21 protein-coding genes, 2 tRNA genes and 1 pseudogene are annotated in these 18,387 nt (G+C 66.1%); 9 read left to right on the top strand and 15 right to left on the bottom strand.

Annotation, left to right across the window (positions count from 1 at the left end):
• Positions 1-228 precede the first annotated feature (228 nt).
• Entirely contained in the window at positions 229-648 is a 420-nt protein-coding gene (locus tag CFB35_RS07785; protein ID WP_059584175.1) for a hypothetical protein, read from the bottom strand.
• Positions 649-946: 298 nt separating this feature from the next.
• Here CFB35_RS07785 and CFB35_RS07780 point away from each other — a divergent pair, with 298 nt between their 5' ends.
• Complete coding sequence (locus CFB35_RS07780; RefSeq protein ID WP_059584177.1) at positions 947-1,411, top strand: hypothetical protein; 465 nt, start codon at positions 947-949, stop codon at positions 1,409-1,411.
• Positions 1,412-1,490: 79 nt separating this feature from the next.
• Here CFB35_RS07780 and CFB35_RS07775 read toward each other — a convergent pair whose 3' ends face one another.
• From CFB35_RS07775 to ssuD, 9 genes are all read right to left on the bottom strand, one after another.
• A complete protein-coding gene (locus CFB35_RS07775; RefSeq protein WP_059584351.1) occupies positions 1,491-2,006 on the bottom strand; it encodes a GNAT family N-acetyltransferase in 516 nt (171 codons plus the stop codon).
• Positions 2,007-2,810: 804 nt separating this feature from the next.
• Positions 2,811-2,886: transfer RNA gene (locus tag CFB35_RS07770), tRNA-His, on the bottom strand.
• 54 nt (positions 2,887-2,940) lie between these two features.
• On the bottom strand, positions 2,941-3,927 hold the full coding sequence (dusA, locus tag CFB35_RS07765) for a tRNA dihydrouridine(20/20a) synthase DusA (protein WP_059584302.1): 987 nt from the start codon (positions 3,925-3,927) through the stop codon (positions 2,941-2,943).
• Positions 3,928-4,055: 128 nt separating this feature from the next.
• Entirely contained in the window at positions 4,056-4,301 is a 246-nt protein-coding gene (locus CFB35_RS07760; RefSeq protein WP_059584304.1) for a hypothetical protein, read from the bottom strand.
• Between the two features lie 55 nt (positions 4,302-4,356).
• Positions 4,357-4,554 (bottom strand): hypothetical protein, encoded by a 198-nt coding sequence (locus tag CFB35_RS07755; RefSeq protein ID WP_006484168.1) that lies wholly within the window; start codon positions 4,552-4,554, stop codon positions 4,357-4,359.
• A 144-nt stretch (positions 4,555-4,698) separates the two neighbouring features.
• Complete coding sequence (locus CFB35_RS07750) at positions 4,699-4,914, bottom strand: molybdopterin-binding protein (protein ID WP_006476104.1); 216 nt, start codon at positions 4,912-4,914, stop codon at positions 4,699-4,701.
• Between the two features lie 57 nt (positions 4,915-4,971).
• Complete coding sequence (locus tag CFB35_RS07745; RefSeq protein WP_059584305.1) at positions 4,972-5,931, bottom strand: ATP-binding cassette domain-containing protein; 960 nt, start codon at positions 5,929-5,931, stop codon at positions 4,972-4,974.
• Entirely contained in the window at positions 5,928-6,740 is an 813-nt protein-coding gene (ssuC, locus tag CFB35_RS07740) for an aliphatic sulfonate ABC transporter permease SsuC (RefSeq protein ID WP_059584307.1), read from the bottom strand. The genes CFB35_RS07745 and ssuC overlap by 4 nt, the downstream gene beginning before the upstream one ends.
• Before the next feature lie 16 nt (positions 6,741-6,756).
• Positions 6,757-7,914 carry an FMNH2-dependent alkanesulfonate monooxygenase gene (ssuD, locus tag CFB35_RS07735; RefSeq protein ID WP_059584309.1) on the bottom strand — a complete coding sequence of 386 codons (1,158 nt, stop codon included), beginning with the start codon at positions 7,912-7,914 and terminating at the stop codon, positions 6,757-6,759.
• Between the two features lie 341 nt (positions 7,915-8,255).
• Between ssuD and CFB35_RS07730 the strand changes: the two genes are divergently transcribed.
• Positions 8,256-8,684, top strand: a complete 429-nt coding sequence (locus CFB35_RS07730) for a hypothetical protein (protein WP_059584310.1) — start codon at positions 8,256-8,258, stop codon at positions 8,682-8,684.
• 127 nt (positions 8,685-8,811) lie between these two features.
• On the opposite strand, the gene CFB35_RS07725 is transcribed toward CFB35_RS07730, so the two are convergent.
• Genes CFB35_RS07725 through CFB35_RS07715 form a run of 3 tightly spaced genes read right to left on the bottom strand, consistent with a single transcriptional unit; the run spans position 8,812 to position 10,837 of the window.
• The gene (locus CFB35_RS07725) at positions 8,812-9,966 is read right to left on the bottom strand and encodes an enoyl-CoA hydratase/isomerase family protein (protein WP_059584312.1); all 1,155 of its coding nucleotides are present in this window, start codon (positions 9,964-9,966) and stop codon (positions 8,812-8,814) included.
• Positions 9,967-9,997: 31 nt separating this feature from the next.
• Positions 9,998-10,330: a multidrug efflux SMR transporter gene (locus tag CFB35_RS07720; protein ID WP_371090929.1), complete on the bottom strand. Its 333-nt coding sequence runs from the start codon at positions 10,328-10,330 to the stop codon at positions 9,998-10,000.
• Between the two features lie 9 nt (positions 10,331-10,339).
• Positions 10,340-10,837 (bottom strand): heme-degrading domain-containing protein, encoded by a 498-nt coding sequence (locus tag CFB35_RS07715; protein WP_006476110.1) that lies wholly within the window; start codon positions 10,835-10,837, stop codon positions 10,340-10,342.
• 197 nt (positions 10,838-11,034) lie between these two features.
• On the opposite strand from CFB35_RS07715, the gene CFB35_RS07710 reads away from it, so the two are divergent.
• The 7 genes and pseudogenes from CFB35_RS07710 (at position 11,035) to CFB35_RS07680 (ending at position 16,323) form a co-directional block, all read left to right on the top strand.
• Positions 11,035-11,111, top strand: a tRNA-Met gene (locus CFB35_RS07710).
• Between the two features lie 183 nt (positions 11,112-11,294).
• On the top strand, positions 11,295-11,840 hold the full coding sequence (locus CFB35_RS07705; protein ID WP_006476111.1) for an NUDIX hydrolase: 546 nt from the start codon (positions 11,295-11,297) through the stop codon (positions 11,838-11,840).
• Between the two features lie 10 nt (positions 11,841-11,850).
• Positions 11,851-12,615: a leucyl/phenylalanyl-tRNA--protein transferase gene (gene aat / locus CFB35_RS07700; RefSeq protein WP_059584314.1), complete on the top strand. Its 765-nt coding sequence runs from the start codon at positions 11,851-11,853 to the stop codon at positions 12,613-12,615.
• Positions 12,616-12,648: 33 nt separating this feature from the next.
• Positions 12,649-13,479, top strand: coding sequence for an arginyltransferase (locus CFB35_RS07695; protein ID WP_059584315.1), 831 nt, complete (start codon positions 12,649-12,651; stop codon positions 13,477-13,479).
• 98 nt (positions 13,480-13,577) lie between these two features.
• Complete coding sequence (locus CFB35_RS07690; protein ID WP_063892440.1) at positions 13,578-14,615, top strand: quinone-dependent dihydroorotate dehydrogenase; 1,038 nt, start codon at positions 13,578-13,580, stop codon at positions 14,613-14,615.
• A gap of 99 nt (positions 14,616-14,714) precedes the next feature.
• Positions 14,715-15,508: pseudogene (locus CFB35_RS07685) on the top strand (cystine ABC transporter substrate-binding protein).
• A 122-nt stretch (positions 15,509-15,630) separates the two neighbouring features.
• Positions 15,631-16,323, top strand: coding sequence for an amino acid ABC transporter permease (locus tag CFB35_RS07680; protein ID WP_006484207.1), 693 nt, complete (start codon positions 15,631-15,633; stop codon positions 16,321-16,323).
• A 61-nt stretch (positions 16,324-16,384) separates the two neighbouring features.
• Here the strand turns inward: CFB35_RS07680 and CFB35_RS07675 are convergent, their stop codons facing one another.
• Positions 16,385-17,371 (bottom strand): Gfo/Idh/MocA family protein, encoded by a 987-nt coding sequence (locus CFB35_RS07675; RefSeq protein ID WP_059584320.1) that lies wholly within the window; start codon positions 17,369-17,371, stop codon positions 16,385-16,387.
• Positions 17,372-17,472: 101 nt separating this feature from the next.
• On the bottom strand, positions 17,473-18,189 hold the full coding sequence (locus tag CFB35_RS07670) for a FadR/GntR family transcriptional regulator (RefSeq protein ID WP_059584322.1): 717 nt from the start codon (positions 18,187-18,189) through the stop codon (positions 17,473-17,475).
• Positions 18,190-18,387 lie beyond the last annotated feature (198 nt).

Genomic DNA, 18,387 nt, shown 5'->3' with positions numbered 1-18,387 from the left:
GGACTTCGCTGACGAAGAGCCGGCCGACAGCGTTCGCCTTCCCATCCAGCGGTTTATCCCGTCTTAATTCAATTCAATTTTTCAGCACCGAGCGCAGTTTCCGGTAAGTCGCCGGTATTGTCAAAGCAGGATTATTCTATTTTTTGACGCGAAGTGATTTTCGCTTCATTTTTTCGCGAGGAATTTCACGCACGCAATGATCTGCGTCACGAAAACCCGAGTTCGTCACTACAACGAGCCGCTGAAAAACCAGTCGGTAACCATATCGATCCAGTCGAGATTGCTGACGATCTCGACAGCGGCATCGCCGACGATCTCGATAGCGGCGTCGCCAACGATTTCGGCCGTCGACGAATCTGCCGCCACCGCGCCGGTCGCCACCGCGCTCGCCTTCGCAATCGCGGTCGATGCGACGGGCTTCGGATCGGCAAGTCGCTCCAGCCAGTCGATGATATTGGCGCGCGCGTCTTCCGCATCGGCGAAATCATTGCGCTCCAGAAAGCGATCGAACACGATCCACGCGAGCGTCCTGCTTCGCACCGCGGATTCGAGTTGCCTGTCGACAACGGCGGTACGGCCCGACGCCGTGATGTCGAGCGTTGCTGTGAAACAGTAATCGAGATATTCGATCTCGAGTTTCGACGACATGGCTTCTCCGCTCAATCCGCCCTCTCTATTTTTATGACGCCCGGCACCCGACGGGCTTCGCGGCACAATGTGAATCTTGCGTGAATTTAGCGCAGCGCTTCATTTTCACCGGCAGCATCACGATATTCTCGCAACCTGTCGATATCGACCGCAGCCATATGACCGCTCTCATTCCTTTTGCCCTTCCGATGGCACCGGAAGTTGCCCCGCCTTGCTATTTCCGTTGTCGACCTGCTCCGCGGCCGTCGTCGCGCTGCTAAACTCGGATCACAACGACCGCGCGCCACCAGAGGAAATAATGACGCTCGCTCACGCAAAACAAAGCGGCGTAGATGTCTGGATCGTCCAGCTTCCCGGACACGCCCCCTATACCTACACGCAGCTCAAGCGAGTATTCTCGTCCGACGACTCGCGGCATCGGGTCGTGACGGTCGACCTGAAGAAATTGCTGGCCTGCGCCGACCGCGACACCACCGACTACGTACTGCCGTCGGTTCAGTACTGGGCCCCTGGCAAAGCCGCCGGCATCCGCGAATTCCTCGATCCGAACCGCAGCAGGATCCCGGACATGCCGTTCATCACGTTTCGCGAGACGAGAACGCGAACGCTACTCGGTATTCCCGGCCTGTCGAAAATCGGCGTCGCGTCGTTCCGTAACGGCCAGCATCGCGCGCGCTATCTGGCCTATGCCGGTGCGACGACCTTGCCCGTCGAAATCCACGAGACCGAAGCCGATTTGCTTGTGCGGTATTGCGGCGAATGATAGCAATGTCCGTTCGGCTTTCCCCTCGCGCGATGCCATGGCGGCCGGGTGCCGCCGCCCGCGCCGAAGCCGCAAGCGTTCAAGCCTCGATCGCGTAAATCCGGTCAATGACTTCCGTTTGGCCGAGGCGACACGTTTCGACGCCGGCCAATCGCCAGCCGTTGTGTTCGTAGAACCCGATCGCGCGCACGTTGCCCTCCAGCACCTGCAGATGGACCTTGCCCACGCCGATCGACCTGGCCCACGCGCGAACGGCTTCGATGATGCGCTTGCCCGTGCCGCCGCCGTGATGCGAGGGATGAACGTGCAGGCAGTCGAGCAGCACGCCAAGCGCCGGATCGACGGGGCGCTCGGCGCTGACGAAGCCGACCGGCTCGCCGTGCGACTCGGCGATCAGCACGAAGCCCCACTCGCTCTCGTCGCGATCGAAATACTTGCGCCAGCGAACCGCGTGCTCAGTCGGCACCTCGTCGGTCAGATAGGCGGCCGGAAGGATATGGCTATAGGCGGTTTGCCAGCTCAGCGTGTGCAGGCGAGCAATGTGGTTCGCGTCGTGCGCCGTCGCGACGCGCAGTGTGGTCCGGGTGCCCGGCATCGGCGGCAACTCCTTGTGCTGGTTTTCGTGATCGGCATGCGTCATCGCAAAATATACCGTGCTTTGCGGGATGCATTTCATGCGGCGCGTTGTCGGGACCTCGGCGTGCGGGCAAAAAAAATCCCGACACCTTCATCGGTCATCGGGATCGAACGGCCCTGCAAAGCATGAGGGCACGAGGAAGGTCCTACATTACACGCATGCAAGACTGTTGCACTTTGTCGGTTTGCGCCAAGCCCCTGTTCGATTCCGCCAATCAGCCGGTTATGCGCAGCCGTAAACGAAAAAAGCCTGCTCGCGTTTGGCGCGAGCAGGCAAGAAAACGGATCAGCATTCGAGGCACGAGGGCTGTCCAGAGAAGATAACGGCACGGCGCGCGGGAACCTTAGGCGGGAAAGAAAAACGTCGTGGGCAAACGGGTACGAACGTTGTCAGCGCAACGACACGGAAGCGCGATACGAAACGGGCCCGGGGCCTCGTCGCCATCTCCGTCATCCCCGTCGGCGATGCGAGTCAAGCTGTGCTATCGGTCGATACCACGCACGATCACGCGCCCGATTTCAATACCTGCCCGTCTCGCCCACGATCTCATATTCGGCATCGAAGCCATATCGTCGGGGCGACTCGATTTACGCAACCGCACTTTCGAAGCGCACGAGCGCCGACATGGTATCGCGGTCGCTTCGTTGAATACGGGATGCCGTTTCGTTAAAGACGCCGCGGGCAAGACACGCCGAGGCTCTATCCGAACGCCGAAAAGCAAAAAGCCCGGTTCAACGAACCGGGCTTTTTGCTTGAATTTGTTGGGGTGGCTGATGGGACTCGAACCCACGACGACAGGAATCACAATCCTGGACTCTACCAACTGAGCTACAGCCACCACTGATACTGCTTGCTTCGTTTCGCTGTTTTGTTTCAGCAGCGAAGAACAAGATTATACGAAGTCTTTTGAATCTTGCAAAGCATTTTTTTCAAAAATTTCTTCGGCCGCGTTCAGATGCGCACGCGCCTCGTCGAACACGGCCAGATCGCCGCGTGCGAGCTTCTTGTTGTCGGACAGCACGCGACGCCAGCCGCGCGCGCCCGGCATGCCGCGATACAGCCCGAGCGCGTGCCGCACGATCGCGCCGAGGTAGGTGCCGCGCTTCAGCTCGGCCGCGCAATACGCGATCAATTGCGCCTCGGCCTCTTCGCGCGTCGGCACCGCCGAGGTCGCTCCGTAGAAGCGCGCATCGACCTCCGCCAGCACGTACGGGTTGTGATAGGCCTCGCGGCCGAGCATCACGCCATCGACGTGCTCGAGATGCCGCGCAACCTCATCGAGCGTCGTGATGCCGCCGTTGATCACGATCTCCAGCGACGGAAAATCGCGCTTCAACCGATACGCATAGTCGTACTTGAGCGGCGGGATCTCGCGATTCTCCTTCGGCGACAGCCCTTTCAGGATCGCGTTGCGCGCATGCACGACGAACGTTTCGCACCCGGCCTCGGCCACCGTGCCGACGAAGTCGCGCACGAACGCGTAGTCCTCGACCGCGTCGACGCCGATCCGGTGCTTGACCGTCACCGGCACCGACACTGCATCGCGCATCGCCTTCACGCAGTCGGCGACGAGCGGCGGCTCGTTCATCAGGCACGCACCGAACGCACCGCGCTGCACGCGCTCGGACGGGCACCCGCAGTTCAGGTTGATCTCGTCGTAGCCCCACTGCTCGCCGAGCTTCGCCGCGCGCGCGAGATCGTCCCGCTCGCTGCCGCCCAATTGCAGCGCGACCGGCGATTCGCTCGGCGTGAACGCAAGATGCCGCTGGGCGTCGCCGAACAGCAGCGCGCCCGTCGTGATCATCTCCGTATACAGCCACGTATTGCGCGTCAGCGTGCGGTGGAACGACCTGCAATGGCGGTCGGTCCAGTCGAGCATCGGCGCGACGGATACGCGGCGGGGAGGAAGCGAGGGTGGAACGGACATGGAATTCGGGTACAGGCCAGACGGCACGGAACAACCCGACATTTTACCGCAAGACCGGCCCTGCCCGCCCGACACGCGCACTACCGGCCGCCCAATTCAGCATCGACCGCGCGGCGCGCCTCGTCGAACACGCGCTCGATCACGCGCCGTTCGGTGAGCAGCATCCCGTCGATCTTGACCAGCCGCCAGTCGATCCGCACGGCATCGCCCTGCAGCACGCGATAGTGCGCCCGCTCGCCGTCCCAGACCTGCTCGGTCTTCACCTCGATCTCGAAGCCGCGGTACGGCTCGCTGAAATCGCCGAGGTCGCTCCCTCTCGGTTCCATCGCACGCTCCGTGGTGATGCCGCGCCAAGCCGCCCGCGCGGCCGGCGCCGCGCGCTCAATCGTATTCGTCGGACAAAAACGACCGGCCATCGGCCGTCAGATCGACCCGGTCGGCCGTCGCCTGATAGATCAGCCCGTCATTCAGCAACGCGTAGACGACGTCGTCGAACGCGGCGGGAACCGGCCGGCTGTCGCCGAACTGGTCGATCCATTTCAGCGCCTCGATGGCTTCGGGGGAAAGGATGGGGGTCATGCGTTGGCCTCCGGCATCGGTGTCGTTCCATCCTAGCACTTCGCCCGGAAGCCGAATACCGTGGCAAACGCGCCGCGCGAAATGCAATGCGGCGCCGGCGGGCACGCTGCCCGGCGGCGCCGCACCGAGGCGCGACCCGCGCGCTCAGAGACGCGCGATCGAGACTTCCGTCGACTTCACGAGCGCGACGACTTCGGCGCCGACCTTCAGTTCGAGTTCGTCCACCGAACGGGTGGTGATCACCGACGTGACGATGCCGAACGGCGTCTCGACGTCGACTTCGGAGACCACGGAACCGCGGATGATCTCCTTGACCTTGCCCTTGAACTGGTTACGTACGTTGATTGCAGTGATGCTCATCGGGATGATCGCTCCGAAGAAAAAAGTCTCAGAACGGGCGGCCGAAGCCGCCCGGAATTAAACGGCCCAGCGGATCTGCCCGACCGGTCGAACCTTGTCTGCTTCATGCGCCGCGTCGTGCTCGCCCGCGCCGGGGCCGCCGGCGAGCACGCGTTTCAGCACGCGGTCCTCCAGCGCCGCGAAGGCGGCCGACGCGCGGGCGCGCGGCCGGTCGAGCGGCACCGACTGGTCGAGCGCCACCCGCCCCTGCTCGATCAACAGGATGCGGTCGCCGAGCGCGACGGCCTCCTGCACGTCGTGCGTGACGAGCAGCGCGGTGAACCGGTGTTCGCGCCACAGGCGCTCGATCAGCGCATGCATCTCGATGCGGGTAAGCGCGTCCAGCGCGCCGAGCGGCTCGTCGAGCAGCAGCAGTTGTGGCCGGTGCACGAGAGCGCGTGCCAGTGCGACGCGCTGCCGCTGGCCGCCCGACAGTTGCGCGGGCCAGTCGTTCGCGCGTTCCAGCAGCCCGACTTCGTCGAGCACCGCGCGGGCCTGGTCGCGCGCGCCGCGGCCGAGCCCCAGCATCACGTTCTGCAGCACGGTCTTCCACGGCAGCAGGCGCGCATCCTGGTACATGATCCGCGTATCGAGCGCGCCGCCGCCCTCGCCGCGCGTCACGAGCGCGCCGCTGCTCGGTTGCTCGAGCCCCGCGACGAGACGCAGCAGCGTCGATTTCCCGCAGCCGCTGCGGCCGACGATCGCGACGAAGCTGCCGCGCGCAATGCCGAGCTCGACGTTGTCGAGCACCGTGCGGGCGCCGAAGCGCTTGCTGACGCCCGACAGCGTGACCGCGTCGTCGGGAGCCGGGCTGCCCGGGCGCCGCCGTGCCAGCGGCACGACCGATGCGCTGCCGTCGCGTTCGAGGATCGCCGCATCGCGCGCGTCGCCATCCGCGACGCGGGCCTGCGCGAGCTCGGCCTCGAGGTCTGCGCCGGCGAGCGGGCCGTAGGCGGCCGCCGAAGTCGTCGCATTCATGCCTTTGCTCCTGATTGATAGGCGGGGTGCCAGCGCAGCGTCACGCGCTCGATCGATTTCGCCAGCACATCGGCCAGCTTGCCGAGCACCGCGTACAGCAGGATGCCGACCACCACCACGTCGGTTTGCAGGAATTCACGCGCGTTCATCGTCATGTAGCCGATGCCCGACTGCGCGGAGATCGTTTCCGCGACGATCAGCATCACCCACATCAGCCCGAGCGCGAAACGCACGCCGACGAGGATCGACGGCAACGCGCCGGGCAGGATCACGTCGCGGTACAGCGCGAAGCCGCGCACGCCGTAGCTCTTCGCCATCTCGATCAGGTTCGCGTCGACCGAGCGGATCCCGTGATACGTATTGATGTAGACGGGGAAGAACACGCCGAGCGCGACGAGGAACAGTTTCGCCTTCTCGTCGATGCCGAACCACAGGATCACGAGCGGAATCATCGCGAGCGCCGGAATGTTGCGGATCATCTGGATCGTCGAGTCGAGCGCGACCTCGGCCGCTTTCGACAGCCCGGTCGCGAGCCCCAGCGCGAGGCCGACGCCGCCGCCGATCGCGAAGCCGAACAGCGCGCGCCACGTACTCACTTTCACGTTCGCCCACATTTCGCCCGACGTCACGAGCGACCACGCCGCGCGCACGACCGCCACCGGCTCGGGCAGCACGCGGGTCGACAGCCAGCCGGTGCGCGCACCGACTTCCCATACCACCAGCAACGCGAGCGGCACGAGCCACGGCGCGACGCCGCGCCACGCGCGGGCGGCCACGGCGACGCCCGTCGTCGAGGTTTTCGTTGTCATCGCAGGCCTCCGTCGCTCAGCTCTGGCTCGTCTTCGGCAGATAGTTGTTGCCGACGATCTCGCCGAACGGCCCCGACAGCGGGCCGGCCGCTCTCTCCACGCCCTTGCCCTTGATCAGCGGGAACACGAGCTCGGCGAAGCGATACGACTCCTCGAGGTGCGGATAGCCGGACAGGATGAACGTCTCGATGCCGAGCTCCGCGTATTCGCGCATGCGTTCCGCGACCTGCTCGGGATTGCCGACGAGCGCCGTGCCGGCGCCGCCGCGCACGAGCCCCACGCCGGCCCACAGGTTCGGATAGACCTCGAGCGCCTCGCGGCCGCCTCGCTTGCCGCCGTGCAGCGCGGCCATCCGGCGCTGGCCTTCCGAATCCATGTTCGCGAACGCCTTCTGCGCACGTGCGATCGTGTCGTCGTCGAGCCGGCTGATCAGCCGCTCGGCGTCACGCCATGCTTCGTCCTCGGTCTCGCGCACGATCACGTGCAGGCGGATGCCGAACTTGATCTTGCGGCCGCGCGCGTCGGCACGTGCACGGATGTCGGCGATCTTCTTCGCGACGGCCTCGGGCGGCTCGCCCCAGGTCAGGTAGGTATCGATGTGATCGGCGGCGATCGCGTGAGCGGCCGGCGACGAGCCGCCGAACCACAGCGGCGGATGCGGGCGCTGCACGGGCGGGTAAAGCGCCTTGCCGCCTTTCGACTGCAGGTGCTTGCCGATGTAGTCGAACCCGCCGTTGTCGTGCGACGCGGCAAGCAGCCCGCGCCAGATGTTCAGGAAATCGTCGGTAATCTCGTAGCGCGTGTCGTGATCGGCGAAGAGGCCATCGCCTTCCAGCTCGGCCGCATCGCCGCCCGTGACGACGTTGATCAGCAGGCGGCCGCCCGACAGGCGGTCGAACGTCGCGGCCATCCGCGCGGCGAGCCCCGGCGAAGCGATGCCGGGGCGCACGGCGACCAGGAACTTCAGGCGCTGCGTCGCGGGAATCAGGCTCGACGCGACGACCCACGCATCCTCGCAGGAGCGGCCGGTCGGCAGCAGCACGCCGTCGTAGCCGAGCGTGTCCGCCGCCACGGCGACCTGCTTGAAGTAATCGTAGTCCGCGGCGCGCGCGCCTTCGGCCGTGCCGAGATAGCGGCTGTCGCCATGCGTGGGGATAAACCAGAACACATTCATCTGCTGCTCCTGCTTGACTGTCACTGCCGAAATTTGAAAAAAACATCGCCCTGCTCGCGTCGCGGATGAGCGACGCATGCATGGTGTGCATTCGAATCGGGATGGCTCGCCGGTCACGCCGTGCAGCGGACGAGGACGCGATCGCACGGCTGTTTCTGGGAAATCAGTCTAGGGATCGGTACCAGGCTTTGGAACGATTTTTTTGAGCTTAGGTTTTCCGCTTTCGTGATTAGCACGACGCTGGAGCGAATATCGCCGCGGCCGGGCCCTATAATGGCGCACCTATCCGAATAACTCCGCGCGCCCGGCCCCGGCCGTGCGCGCCTGCGGTGCACTCATCGATGCAGAAAGTCATCCTGCCCTTCCTGTCCGGCTTCCTGGCCGCCCTGTTCTTCCGCGAGGCCACGCTCGCCCTTCTCCACACGGCCGACCTGATCGCCGCAACCGGTTTCTCGACACAACCGTTCGCGCCGCTCGGCATTCCTGAATTTGTCGCGAACGCACTGATCAGCGCGTGCTGCGCGATTCCGATGGCGTGGCTGTTGCGCGTCTCGCCCGAGCGCGAAGCATCGTGGATCGGCGCGCTGGTGTTCGGCGGTATCGTGCTGACGGCCGCCCGCGTGTTCGCGATCGATCCGCTGCGCGGCATCTGGCCGTCGGGCAACATGCTGCCCGTGCTCGCGGCCGGCTTCGCGGCGAATGCGGTGTGGGGCTTCGGCGCGCTCGTGTTCATGCGCGCGTTCATGTCGGACGACGCGGGCGACGAATAACGCCGGCGCGCGCGACGCGTCCTTCGCGACCAGCCGACTTCCATGAAAAAGGCCGCGTGCATCTGCACGCGGCCTTTGCGTTTCCGTGTCGCGCGCCGGTCGGCCGCGCGGGCCAGCCCGATCGGCGTCAGTCCTTCAGCTTGCGCAGCGGATGCGTGTCGGGCGTCCACGGACTGTCGAACATCGCGAGCACGTCGGCGCGCGCGACGTCGGCGGCCGACTTGAAGCGCCACACCGGCTGATGATCCTTGTCGACGATCAGCGCGCGCACGCCTTCGATCACGTCGCCGTGCGCGAAGGTCGAGCGCGTGAGGTCGAGATCGCGCCGCAGGCAATCGGCCATCGTCGCGCCGCGCGCGCGTTCGACGACTTGGAGCGACACGGCCATCGACAGCGGCGACAACTGCTCGCGCATCGCATGGGTCGCCTTCTCGACCCACCCGTCCACCGCCGCGCAATCGGGCTCGGCGTCGAGCGACGCGAGGATCGCGTCGAGGTCGGGTTGCGCGAAATGCCGGTCGATCCCGGCGCGCGCATCGGCAAGCGCCGACGTGTCGGGCGTCGGCACGACCTTGTGCGCGGCAGCCGCGTCGGTCACGCACGCGACGGCCTGCGCGCCGCTGTCGATGCGCGCGCCGCGCAGCGTGTCGAGCAGCGCCGGCAGCGCGGCATCGGGCAGATAGACGTCGGCGAGTTGCGCGTACAGCGCGCCGGCCGCGTCGAGCGTCGCGCCCGTCACCGCGAGATAGCGGCCGATCGCGCCGGGCGTACGCGCGAGAAACCAGCTCATCCCGACGTCCGGGAACAGGCCGATGCGCGTTTCGGGCATCGCCATCTTCGTCGAATCGGTCACGACGCGCAGGCCGCCCGTGTGCCGCGCCGCCTGCGAGATCCCCATGCCGCCGCCCATCACGACACCGTGCATCAGCGCGATGTACGGCTTCGGATACGTGAAGATCGCATGGTTCAGCGTGTATTCCTCGATGAAGAACGTGTCGACCGCGTCGCGGTCGCCGCGCTGCCACGCGTCGTGGAAGAAGCGCACGTCGCCGCCCGCGCAGAACGCGCGCGGATGCGGGCTGTGCACGACGACCGCGACGACGTCGGGATCGTCGCGCCACGCGTCGAGCGCCTGCTGCATCAGCCGGATCATGCCGACCGACAGCGCGTTCAGCGCCTTCGGCCGGTTCAGTTCGAGAAAGCCGATGCGGTTCGCGACATACGCGCGCACGTCGGGCTGGGCGGATTCGGCGGAAACGGCGGCGGAAGTGGAGTCGGTCATGAAGGTCGTCCGGCAAACGGCAGTCGCACGCTCAGTGCGCCTGCATCTTCGAGAACAGGTTCAGCACCACGACACCCGCGATGATCAGCCCGAGGCCGATCACCGCCGGCACGTCCGGCACCTGACGATAGAGCAGCATCGCGACGAGCGTGATCAGCACGATGCCGGCGCCCGACCAGACTGCATAGATGATGCCGACCGGCATCGTGCGCAACGTGAGCGACAGGCAGTAGAACGCAACGCCGTAACCGGCGACGACGAGCACCGACGGCCACAAGCGCGTGAAACCGTCCGCCGCGCGCAGCGCGGACGTGCCGATCACTTCCGCGACGATCGCGATCGCGAGCCATGCGTAGCCGGGCAATTGCATCGCTCAGCTCCTTGCGAGGGCCAGTACCGCGTAGTCGTGGCCGAGCTCGGCGCACAGCGCCTCGACGACGAACTCGTGATCCGCGCGCTGCGGCAGCCCGGACGCGGTGATCGAGCCGATCACGCCGGCGCCGGCGACGGTCAGCGGAAACGAGCCGCCGTGCGACGCATACTCGGCGACCGGCAATCCGTGCTTGTCCGCGAGCGTCGCGCCGGCCTGCTGCATGCGCAGGCCGATCGCGTACGAGCTGCGGCGAAAATGCGCGACGACGTTGCGCTTGCGGCGCACCCAGTCGGCGTTGTCAGGCGTGGCTCCGGCGAGCGCCGCGTAAAACAGCGGCTGGCCGAACGTGACGATGTCGATCGCGATCGCATGACCGCGCGACGTCGCGAGCGCATGCATCCGGTTGCCGAGCGCCCATGCGCGAGCCGGGTCGAAATGGGGAAACACGAGCGCCTGTTCCTGCGCGCCGATCGATTGCAGATCGTGAGCGATGTCCATGAATCCGTCGATGCAGTAAGGAGAGCCGCAACGGCGCCGATGCGATCGCGCCGGGCCGCTGCCGGGATGACGACACAAACCGCTCGATTCTAGCGCACGTGCCTGCCCGTACCGGCCCCACCAGCGCTCGCCATGCGATTGTCACAAAACACTTGCACGCATTCGGGATAGCCCCTATAATTCAATTCTTCGACGGACGCGGGGTGGAGCAGTCTGGCAGCTCGTCGGGCTCATAACCCGAAGGTCGTAGGTTCAAATCCTACCCCCGCAACCAACCGTCCAGAATTTCGCAGAAAGCCCGGCCTCGCGTCGGGCTTTTTGTTTTTGCGCGTCCGGGCGCCGCGCGCCCTTCGCTTGCGCACCCGCCGTTTCGCACGACACGCCGCCGCATGCGCAGGCGTTCAAGAATGCCGCGGCCCGGTGATACACTCGCATCACCTCGTCCCTTCCACTCGACATGAAATTCTGCTCCGTCTGCGGTCACGAAGTCCTCGCGCGCATTCCTCCGGGCGACAATCGTGAGCGCTTCGTCTGCGATCACTGCGGCACGATCCACTATCAGAATCCGCGCAACGTCGTCGGCACGGTGCCGGTCTGGGGCGACCAGATCCTGCTGTGCCGCCGCGCGATCGAACCGCGCTACGGATTCTGGACGCTGCCGGCCGGTTTCATGGAAATGGGCGAAACGACCGCGGAAGCCGCCGCGCGCGAAACCCTCGAGGAGGCCGGCGCGCGCGTCGAGGTGCAGAACCTGTTCACGCTGCTCAACGTGCCGCACGTGCACCAGGTCCACCTGTTCTACCTCGCACGACTCACCGACCCGGGCTTCGAAGCCGGCGAGGAAAGCCTCGAGGTGAAACTGTTCGACGAAGCGGACATCCCGTGGGACGAGATCGCGTTCCCGACCGTCAGCCAGACCCTGCGGTTCTTCTTCGCCGATCGCGCCGCCGGCGACTACGGCGTGCACACCGGCGATATCTTCCGCTCGCTGCGCAACGGCTGAGCCGCGCCCCATGGTTCCCTGGCTCGGCCCGGACGATCCGTTCCCGCCCATCGAGCGCGCGCTCGGCCCCGCGACGGGTGCGCCCGGGCTGCTCGCCGCGAGCGCCGACCTGCTGCCGTCGCGCCTCATCGACGCCTACCTGCGCGGCATCTTCCCGTGGTACTCGGACGGCCAGCCGGTGCTGTGGTGGAGCCCCGACCCGCGCATGATCCTCGTGCCGGCCGAATTCAAGGTGTCGCCTTCGCTGCGCAAGACGCTCAAGCGCGTGCTGCGCGAGCCTCAATGGGAAGTGCGCGTCGATCACGACTTTCCCGGCGTGATGCGCGCCTGCGCGCAGGCGCCGCGCCGCGGGCAGCGCGGCACCTGGATCACCGCCGAGATCATCGACGCCTATACGTCGCTCTACCGCTCCGGCAACGCGCACAGCATCGAGACGTGGCACGACGGGCGCCGCGTCGGCGGCCTGTACGGCGTGTCGTTCGGCCGGATGTTTTTCGGCGAGTCGATGTATGCGGACGTGACCGACGCGTCGAAAATCGCGCTGGCCGCGCTCGTCGCGCACCTTCGCGAGCACGGGCTGGAAATGATAGACTGCCAGCAGAATACGTCGCATCTAGCGTCGCTCGGCGGCCGCGAGATCGCACGCAAGGCCTTTGTCGCTCACGTGCGCCGCGCGGTAGCCGAACCGCCGATTCCGTGGCACTTCGACAAGCGCGTGCTCGCCGCGCTGACGAGCCCCGCCGAAACGGCGGCGCCCACCGGGACCGAGCGCTAGCGCGGCACTCCTTCCCTGCATCGAGAGCTGCCCATGACTCATCCGACTGAGCTGCCGCTTTCACCGCTTTCGGCGCTGCAATTCTATGCAACGGCGCCCTATCCGTGCAGTTATCTGGACGGCCGCATCGCGCGCTCGCAAGTCGCGACGCCGAGCCACCTGATCAATTCCGACATCTACACCGAGCTCGTGAAGGCCGGCTTCCGCCGCTCGGGCGTGTTCACGTACCGCCCGTACTGCGACGGCTGCCGCGCATGCGTGCCGGTGCGCGTGCCGGTCGCCGCGTTCGCGCCGACGCGCACGCAGCGCCGGATGTGGAAACGGCATCGCGCGCTGGTCGCGACGGTGTCGCCGCTGCACTACGACGAAGAACACTACGCGCTCTACATGCGCTACCAGTCCGCGCGCCATGCGGGCGGCGGCATGGACCGCGACAGCCGCGACCAGTACGAACAGTTCCTGCTGCAAAGCCGGATCAACTCGCGCCTCGTCGAATTCCGCGACCTCGACGCGCCGGGCGGCGAACCCGGCAAGCTGCGGATGGTCAGCATGATCGACATCCTCGGCGACGGCCTGTCGTCGGTCTATACGTTCTTCGAGCCCGACGACCGGCACACGAGCTACGGCACCTACAACATCCTGTGGCAGATCGAGCAGGCGAAGAGCCTCGGGCTGCCCTACGTGTACCTCGGCTACTGGATCCGCGAGAGCCCGAAGATGGCCTACAAGGCGAACTTCCATCCGCTCGAAGGGCTGATCGACGGCCGCTGGAAGACGCTCGATCCGGAACGGGTCGACCTGCCGCCCGTCGACGCGGCGCTCGCGCGCGCGCCGTTGCCGGGCGGGCATTCCGGGTCGAGCTGACGCGCGTCGCGGCGGCTACGAAGCGAAGCGCGCCCGTGCCGCGCAACTCCCGGTAAAATAGCGGGTTGTCATTCATTCCGGCCGTCCGCCCCATTCCCGTGTTCAGTTCCCTCTACCCGCTGGCCCGCGCATCCCTGTTCAAGATGGATGCGGAAGACGCTCACCACCTTACGCTGCGCGCGCTCGGCGCGGCCGGCCGTACGGGCCTCGCCTGCGCGCTGTCGGCGCGCGTGCCCGACGCGCCGCGTACCGTGATGGGGCTCACGTTCCGCAACCCGGTCGGCCTCGCGGCCGGCCTCGACAAGGACGGCGCGGCCATCGACGGCCTCGCGGCGCTCGGCTTCGGCTTCATCGAGGTCGGCACGGTCACGCCGCGCCCGCAGCCCGGCAATCCGCGCCCGCGGATGTTCCGGCTGCCGCAGGCGGAAGCGCTGATCAACCGGATGGGCTTCAACAACCACGGCGTCGACCAGTTCGTGAAGAACGTCCAGGCCGCCCGCTATCGCGGCGTCCTCGGCCTGAACATCGGCAAGAACGCCGACACGCCGATCGAGCGCGCGGCCGAGGATTACCTGTACTGCCTCGAGCGCGTGTATCCGTTCGCGAGCTACGTGACGATCAACATCTCGTCGCCGAACACGAAGAACCTGCGCCAGTTGCAGGGCGCGGGCGAGCTCGACGCGCTGCTCGCCGCGCTGAAGGACAAGCAGCAGCGCCTCGCCGACCTGCACGGCAAGCTCGTTCCGCTCGCACTGAAGATCGCGCCCGATCTCGACGACGAACAGGTCAAGGAAATCGGCGACACGCTGCTGCGCCACAAGATCGAAGCGGTCATCGCCACCAATACGACGCTGTCGCGCGCGGCCGTCCAGGGCCTGCCGCATGCGGACGAAGCCGGCGGCCTGTCGGGCCGCCCGGTGTTCGACGCATCGAACGAAGTGATCCGCAAGCTGCATGCGGAAGTCGGCAACGACGTGCCGATCATCGGCGTCGGCGGCATTTTCTCGGGCGAGGATGCCCGTGCGAAGCTGGCGGCCGGCGCGGCGCTCGTCCAGCTCTATACCGGCTTCATTTATCGCGGCCCGGCGCTCGTGTCGGAATGCGTGAAGGCGATCGCCAGCGAACGCGGCGCGTAATATAGCCATAAGCAAAGTATATTTAGCTATCGATAGCATTTTTGCTATCATCGCCGTATGACGAAAACCATTGACCCCACCAGGGCAAGGACACACACGATGAAATTTCCGCTGTTGAAGAAGCTGCTGGTTGCCGGCGCGATCGGCATGTCGTTCGCCGCGGCAACCGCGCATGCGGCCGACCTCCTCGACCAGGTCAAACAACGCGGCACGCTGCGCGTCGGCCTCGAAGGCACGTTCCCGCCGTTCAACTCGAAGAGCCCGCAAGGCGACCTCGTCGGCTTCGACGTCGACATCGCGAAGGCCGTCGCGGCGAAGCTCGGCTGAAGGCCGAATTCGTGACGACCGAATGGAGCGGCATCATCGCGGGCCTGCAGGCCGGCAAGTTCGACGTGATCGTCAACCAGGTCGGCATCACCGACAAGCGCAAGGAAACGCTCGACTTCTCGCCCGCATACACGTACTCGTCCGCGCAGCTGATCCAGCGCAAGGACGACACGCGCGCGTTCAAGTCGCTGGAAGACCTGAAGGGCAAGAAGCTCGGCGTCGCGCTCGGCACGAACTACATGGACATGGCGAAATCGGTGCCGGGCATCGACGTGAAGACGTACCCGGGCGCGCCCGAGTACCTGCGCGATCTCGCGGCCGGGCGCCTCGACGCGGCGCTCAACGACCGCCTGATGCTCGCGTACCTGACGAAGAATTCGCAGCTGCCGCTGCGCCCGGGCGCGAACGTCGGTTCGGCGAACCCGTCGGGCATCCCGTTCAAGAAGGGCAACCCGAAGTTCCAGAAGGCGATCGACGACGCGATGGCGCAACTCGAAGCCGACGGCACGTTCACGAAGATCTCCGACAAGTGGTTCGGCATCGACGTGACGAAACCGCTCAAGTAAGCACGCCTGCATTTCCCGCCTGACGGCGGGCCGGAAAGGGCGGCATCCGCAACGATGCCGCCCTTTGTTTTATCGGTCCGGTTTATGATTGCGCTTTCGCGCACGCATTCGCTTCGTATTCCATGTCGACAACGTCCCTGCTCGTCCAATCGCTGCCGGTGCTCGCCCAGGGTGCCGTGCTGACCGTCAAGTTCGCCGTGCTGTCGATGGTGTTCGGCCTGCTTGGCGCCGTCGTGCTCGCGATGATGGGCATCCGGCAGAGCGAAGCGCTCGACGGCTTCGAGCGCATCTGGGTCAACGCGCTCGCGTGGCTGGCGCGCGCGTACGTGAGCCTGATGCGCGGCACGCCGCTGCTCGTGCAGATCTTCGTCATCTATTACGGGTTGCCGAGCCTCGGCATCTCGCTCGATCCGACGCCGGCCGGCGTCATCGCGCTCTCCGCGAACGTCGCGGCCTACATGTCGGAAAGCATGCGCGGCGCGATCAACGGGATCGCGCGCGGCCAGTGGCTCGCCGCGTACAGCCTGGGGCTGTCGTGGGGGCAGACGCTGCGCTACGTGATCGGCCCGCAGGCGCTGCGCATCGCGGTGCCGAGCCTGTCGAACAGCCTGATCAGCCTGATCAAGGACACGTCGCTCGTGTCCGTGATCACCGTGACCGAACTGCTGCGCAGCGCGCAGGAAGTGATCGCCGCGACCTATCAGCCGCTGCCGCTCTATCTCGCCGCCGCGGCCGTGTACTGGATCCTGTGCCAGATCCTCGAATGGGTGCAGCGCTGGTACGAAAAGCGCCTGTCGCTGCCGTCGCGGCACTGAGCCACGCGGTTGCACCGGGCCGGCGCTCGCCGGCCCGACGCCCGCTTTCCCGTCTTCCCGTCTATTCGCCCGAATAGCGCACGCCGAGCACGGCGCGCGCCGCATCCGTCATCGCGATCATCCGCCGCGAATGGTCGTGCGTCATGATCGGGCTTTCGGTCTCGCCCGCACGCAGCAGATCGCAGAAGTGCTCGGTTTCGTAGTTCAGCCCGCCGCCGTCGACCGGCGCATCGAGCTCGACGGTGCGCCCGTCCGCGTAGCGGATCGTCGCACGCGCGGGGTTCCACCACTTCTCGTGTATCGTCACGTGGCCGCCCGCCGCGGCGATCAGCGCGTCGCCGCGCCCCATCACGTCGAGACCGCAAAAGAGCTGTGCGATCCCGCCGTTCTCATGCACGCTGTTCAGGCTCGCGAACAGGTCGACGCCCGTCGCGCCGACGCGTCCGAGCGTCTGCACGTCGCGCGCCGCGCCGAGCCAGTCGACGGCAAGGAACGCCTCGTAGATGCCGATGTCGAGCAGCGCGCCGCCCGCGCGATCGAGCCGATAGACGGAATGCGCCTCCGGCACCGACGACGATGCGCAGCCCGCCCGCACGAGCCGGATCTCGCCGATCGGATCGTCACGCAGGTGCGCACGCAACTGACGGTACAGCGGAAAGAATGGCGGCTTCATCGCCTCCATGAAGAGCCGCCCGGCAGCGCGCGCCGCGTGCAGCACCGTGTCGAGTTGCGCGGCGTTCAGCGCGGCGGGTTTCTCGCACAGCACCGCCTTGCCGGCAGCCAGTGCGGCCAGCGTGTACTGCGCATGACTGTCATGGAGCGTCGCGATGTAGACCGCGTCGATATCGCTCGCGAGGAGCGCGTCGAGGCTCGCGGCAGGCGTGCCGCCGCATGTCTCGCAGAAGGCGGCCGTTGCGTCGGCGCGGCGGGCCCAGGCGCCGGCGAGCGTGGCGCCCGGCACGTGCGCGAGGCTTTGCGCGAAGCGGCGCGCGATGCTGCCTGCGCCGACGATGCCGAAGCGCACCGGGCGATGGTCGTTGTCGTTCATCCTGATCTTCCGTGTCGGTCGTATGGCGGTTGCCGGCACGCTGCCGGCCGGCCGTCATGATAAACGGCCCCGCGGCACACGGATGGACGACACGCGCGCCGTCAGGCCCGCACCGGCACGTCGACCGAGAAATCGCGCGAAATCTCGTCCGCGCTGAAATCGATCAGCGCGAGGGACGCTGCTTCGGCTTCTCGCGGGTCGCGCCGCTCGATCGCGTCGACGACGCGCGCATGCGCCTTCACCGCGATGTCGTGCGCGCCTTCCTTCTGCACGACGCGCGGATTCACGAGACGCACCGCCCCGCGCACGATCGCCGCCATCTGCTGGAAGAACTGGTTGCCGCTTGCCTGGACGATCCGCGTATGCAGCAACTCGTCCGCCGTGTCGTAGCCGGAATCGCCCGGCTGCAGCACCTTGAACGCATCGAACGCTTCGCGAATGCCCGCGATGTCGGCGGCCGTCGCACGCACGGCCGCCTGCGCGGTCGCGCGTGGTTCGATCAGCATCCGGAATTCGATGACGTCGCGCATGAACTGCGGATCGGGCTTTGCCCGAAATCGCCAGCTCACGACGTCTTCGTCGATCATCCGCCAGTCGCGCATCGGCCGCACGCGCGTCCCGACTTTCGGACGCACGTCGAGCATGTCGCGCGCAAGCAACATCGACAACGCCTCCCGCATCACCGTGCGGCTCACGTCGAACTCTTTCGACAGCACGTCCTGCGGCGGCAAGATGCCGCCGTACTTGTCCTCGACGATACCCGCGACAAGCCCATCCATCACTTTGGCGACCAGTGACCGGTCTTTGCCCTGCTCCATGACACCTCCCCGTGCGTCGATTTGCGAACACCTGCTCCGCAGTTCCGCCGGCCCTGGTTACTACTCTGTTCTTATGATCTATAAGTTGATGAGTTCGACGATATTTCGCTATCTGGTAAACACCTGACAGGGTTATCCCTCTTTTGAACGAGGTGATTTATACGGCTAAAAAAAAAGCCCGGGAAGCGCGCCGCGCCT

Origin of the sequence: Burkholderia sp. AU16482, assembly GCF_002223285.1 — a bacterium.
Lineage (GTDB): Bacteria > Pseudomonadota > Gammaproteobacteria > Burkholderiales > Burkholderiaceae > Burkholderia > Burkholderia semiarida.
The sequence above is the reverse complement of the archived record's forward strand: the minus strand, read 5'-3'. Positions and strand labels throughout refer to the sequence as shown.

Coding starts and splice junctions, on each gene's coding strand:
- CFB35_RS07785 (WP_059584175.1), bottom strand. CDS start 648: ATGTCGTCGAAACTCGAGATCGAATATCTCGATTACTGTTTCACAGCA.
- CFB35_RS07780 (WP_059584177.1), top strand. CDS start 947: ATGACGCTCGCTCACGCAAAACAAAGCGGCGTAGATGTCTGGATCGTC.
- CFB35_RS07775 (WP_059584351.1), bottom strand. CDS start 2,006: ATGCCGGGCACCCGGACCACACTGCGCGTCGCGACGGCGCACGACGCG.
- dusA (WP_059584302.1), bottom strand. CDS start 3,927: ATGCTCGACTGGACCGACCGCCATTGCAGGTCGTTCCACCGCACGCTG.
- CFB35_RS07760 (WP_059584304.1), bottom strand. CDS start 4,301: ATGGAACCGAGAGGGAGCGACCTCGGCGATTTCAGCGAGCCGTACCGC.
- CFB35_RS07755 (WP_006484168.1), bottom strand. CDS start 4,554: ATGACCCCCATCCTTTCCCCCGAAGCCATCGAGGCGCTGAAATGGATC.
- CFB35_RS07750 (WP_006476104.1), bottom strand. CDS start 4,914: ATGAGCATCACTGCAATCAACGTACGTAACCAGTTCAAGGGCAAGGTC.
- CFB35_RS07745 (WP_059584305.1), bottom strand. CDS start 5,931: ATGAATGCGACGACTTCGGCGGCCGCCTACGGCCCGCTCGCCGGCGCA.
- ssuC (WP_059584307.1), bottom strand. CDS start 6,740: ATGACAACGAAAACCTCGACGACGGGCGTCGCCGTGGCCGCCCGCGCG.
- ssuD (WP_059584309.1), bottom strand. CDS start 7,914: ATGAATGTGTTCTGGTTTATCCCCACGCATGGCGACAGCCGCTATCTC.
- CFB35_RS07730 (WP_059584310.1), top strand. CDS start 8,256: ATGCAGAAAGTCATCCTGCCCTTCCTGTCCGGCTTCCTGGCCGCCCTG.
- CFB35_RS07725 (WP_059584312.1), bottom strand. CDS start 9,966: ATGACCGACTCCACTTCCGCCGCCGTTTCCGCCGAATCCGCCCAGCCC.
- CFB35_RS07715 (WP_006476110.1), bottom strand. CDS start 10,837: ATGGACATCGCTCACGATCTGCAATCGATCGGCGCGCAGGAACAGGCG.
- CFB35_RS07705 (WP_006476111.1), top strand. CDS start 11,295: ATGAAATTCTGCTCCGTCTGCGGTCACGAAGTCCTCGCGCGCATTCCT.
- aat (WP_059584314.1), top strand. CDS start 11,851: ATGGTTCCCTGGCTCGGCCCGGACGATCCGTTCCCGCCCATCGAGCGC.
- CFB35_RS07695 (WP_059584315.1), top strand. CDS start 12,649: ATGACTCATCCGACTGAGCTGCCGCTTTCACCGCTTTCGGCGCTGCAA.
- CFB35_RS07680 (WP_006484207.1), top strand. CDS start 15,631: ATGTCGACAACGTCCCTGCTCGTCCAATCGCTGCCGGTGCTCGCCCAG.
- CFB35_RS07675 (WP_059584320.1), bottom strand. CDS start 17,371: ATGAACGACAACGACCATCGCCCGGTGCGCTTCGGCATCGTCGGCGCA.
- CFB35_RS07670 (WP_059584322.1), bottom strand. CDS start 18,189: ATGGAGCAGGGCAAAGACCGGTCACTGGTCGCCAAAGTGATGGATGGG.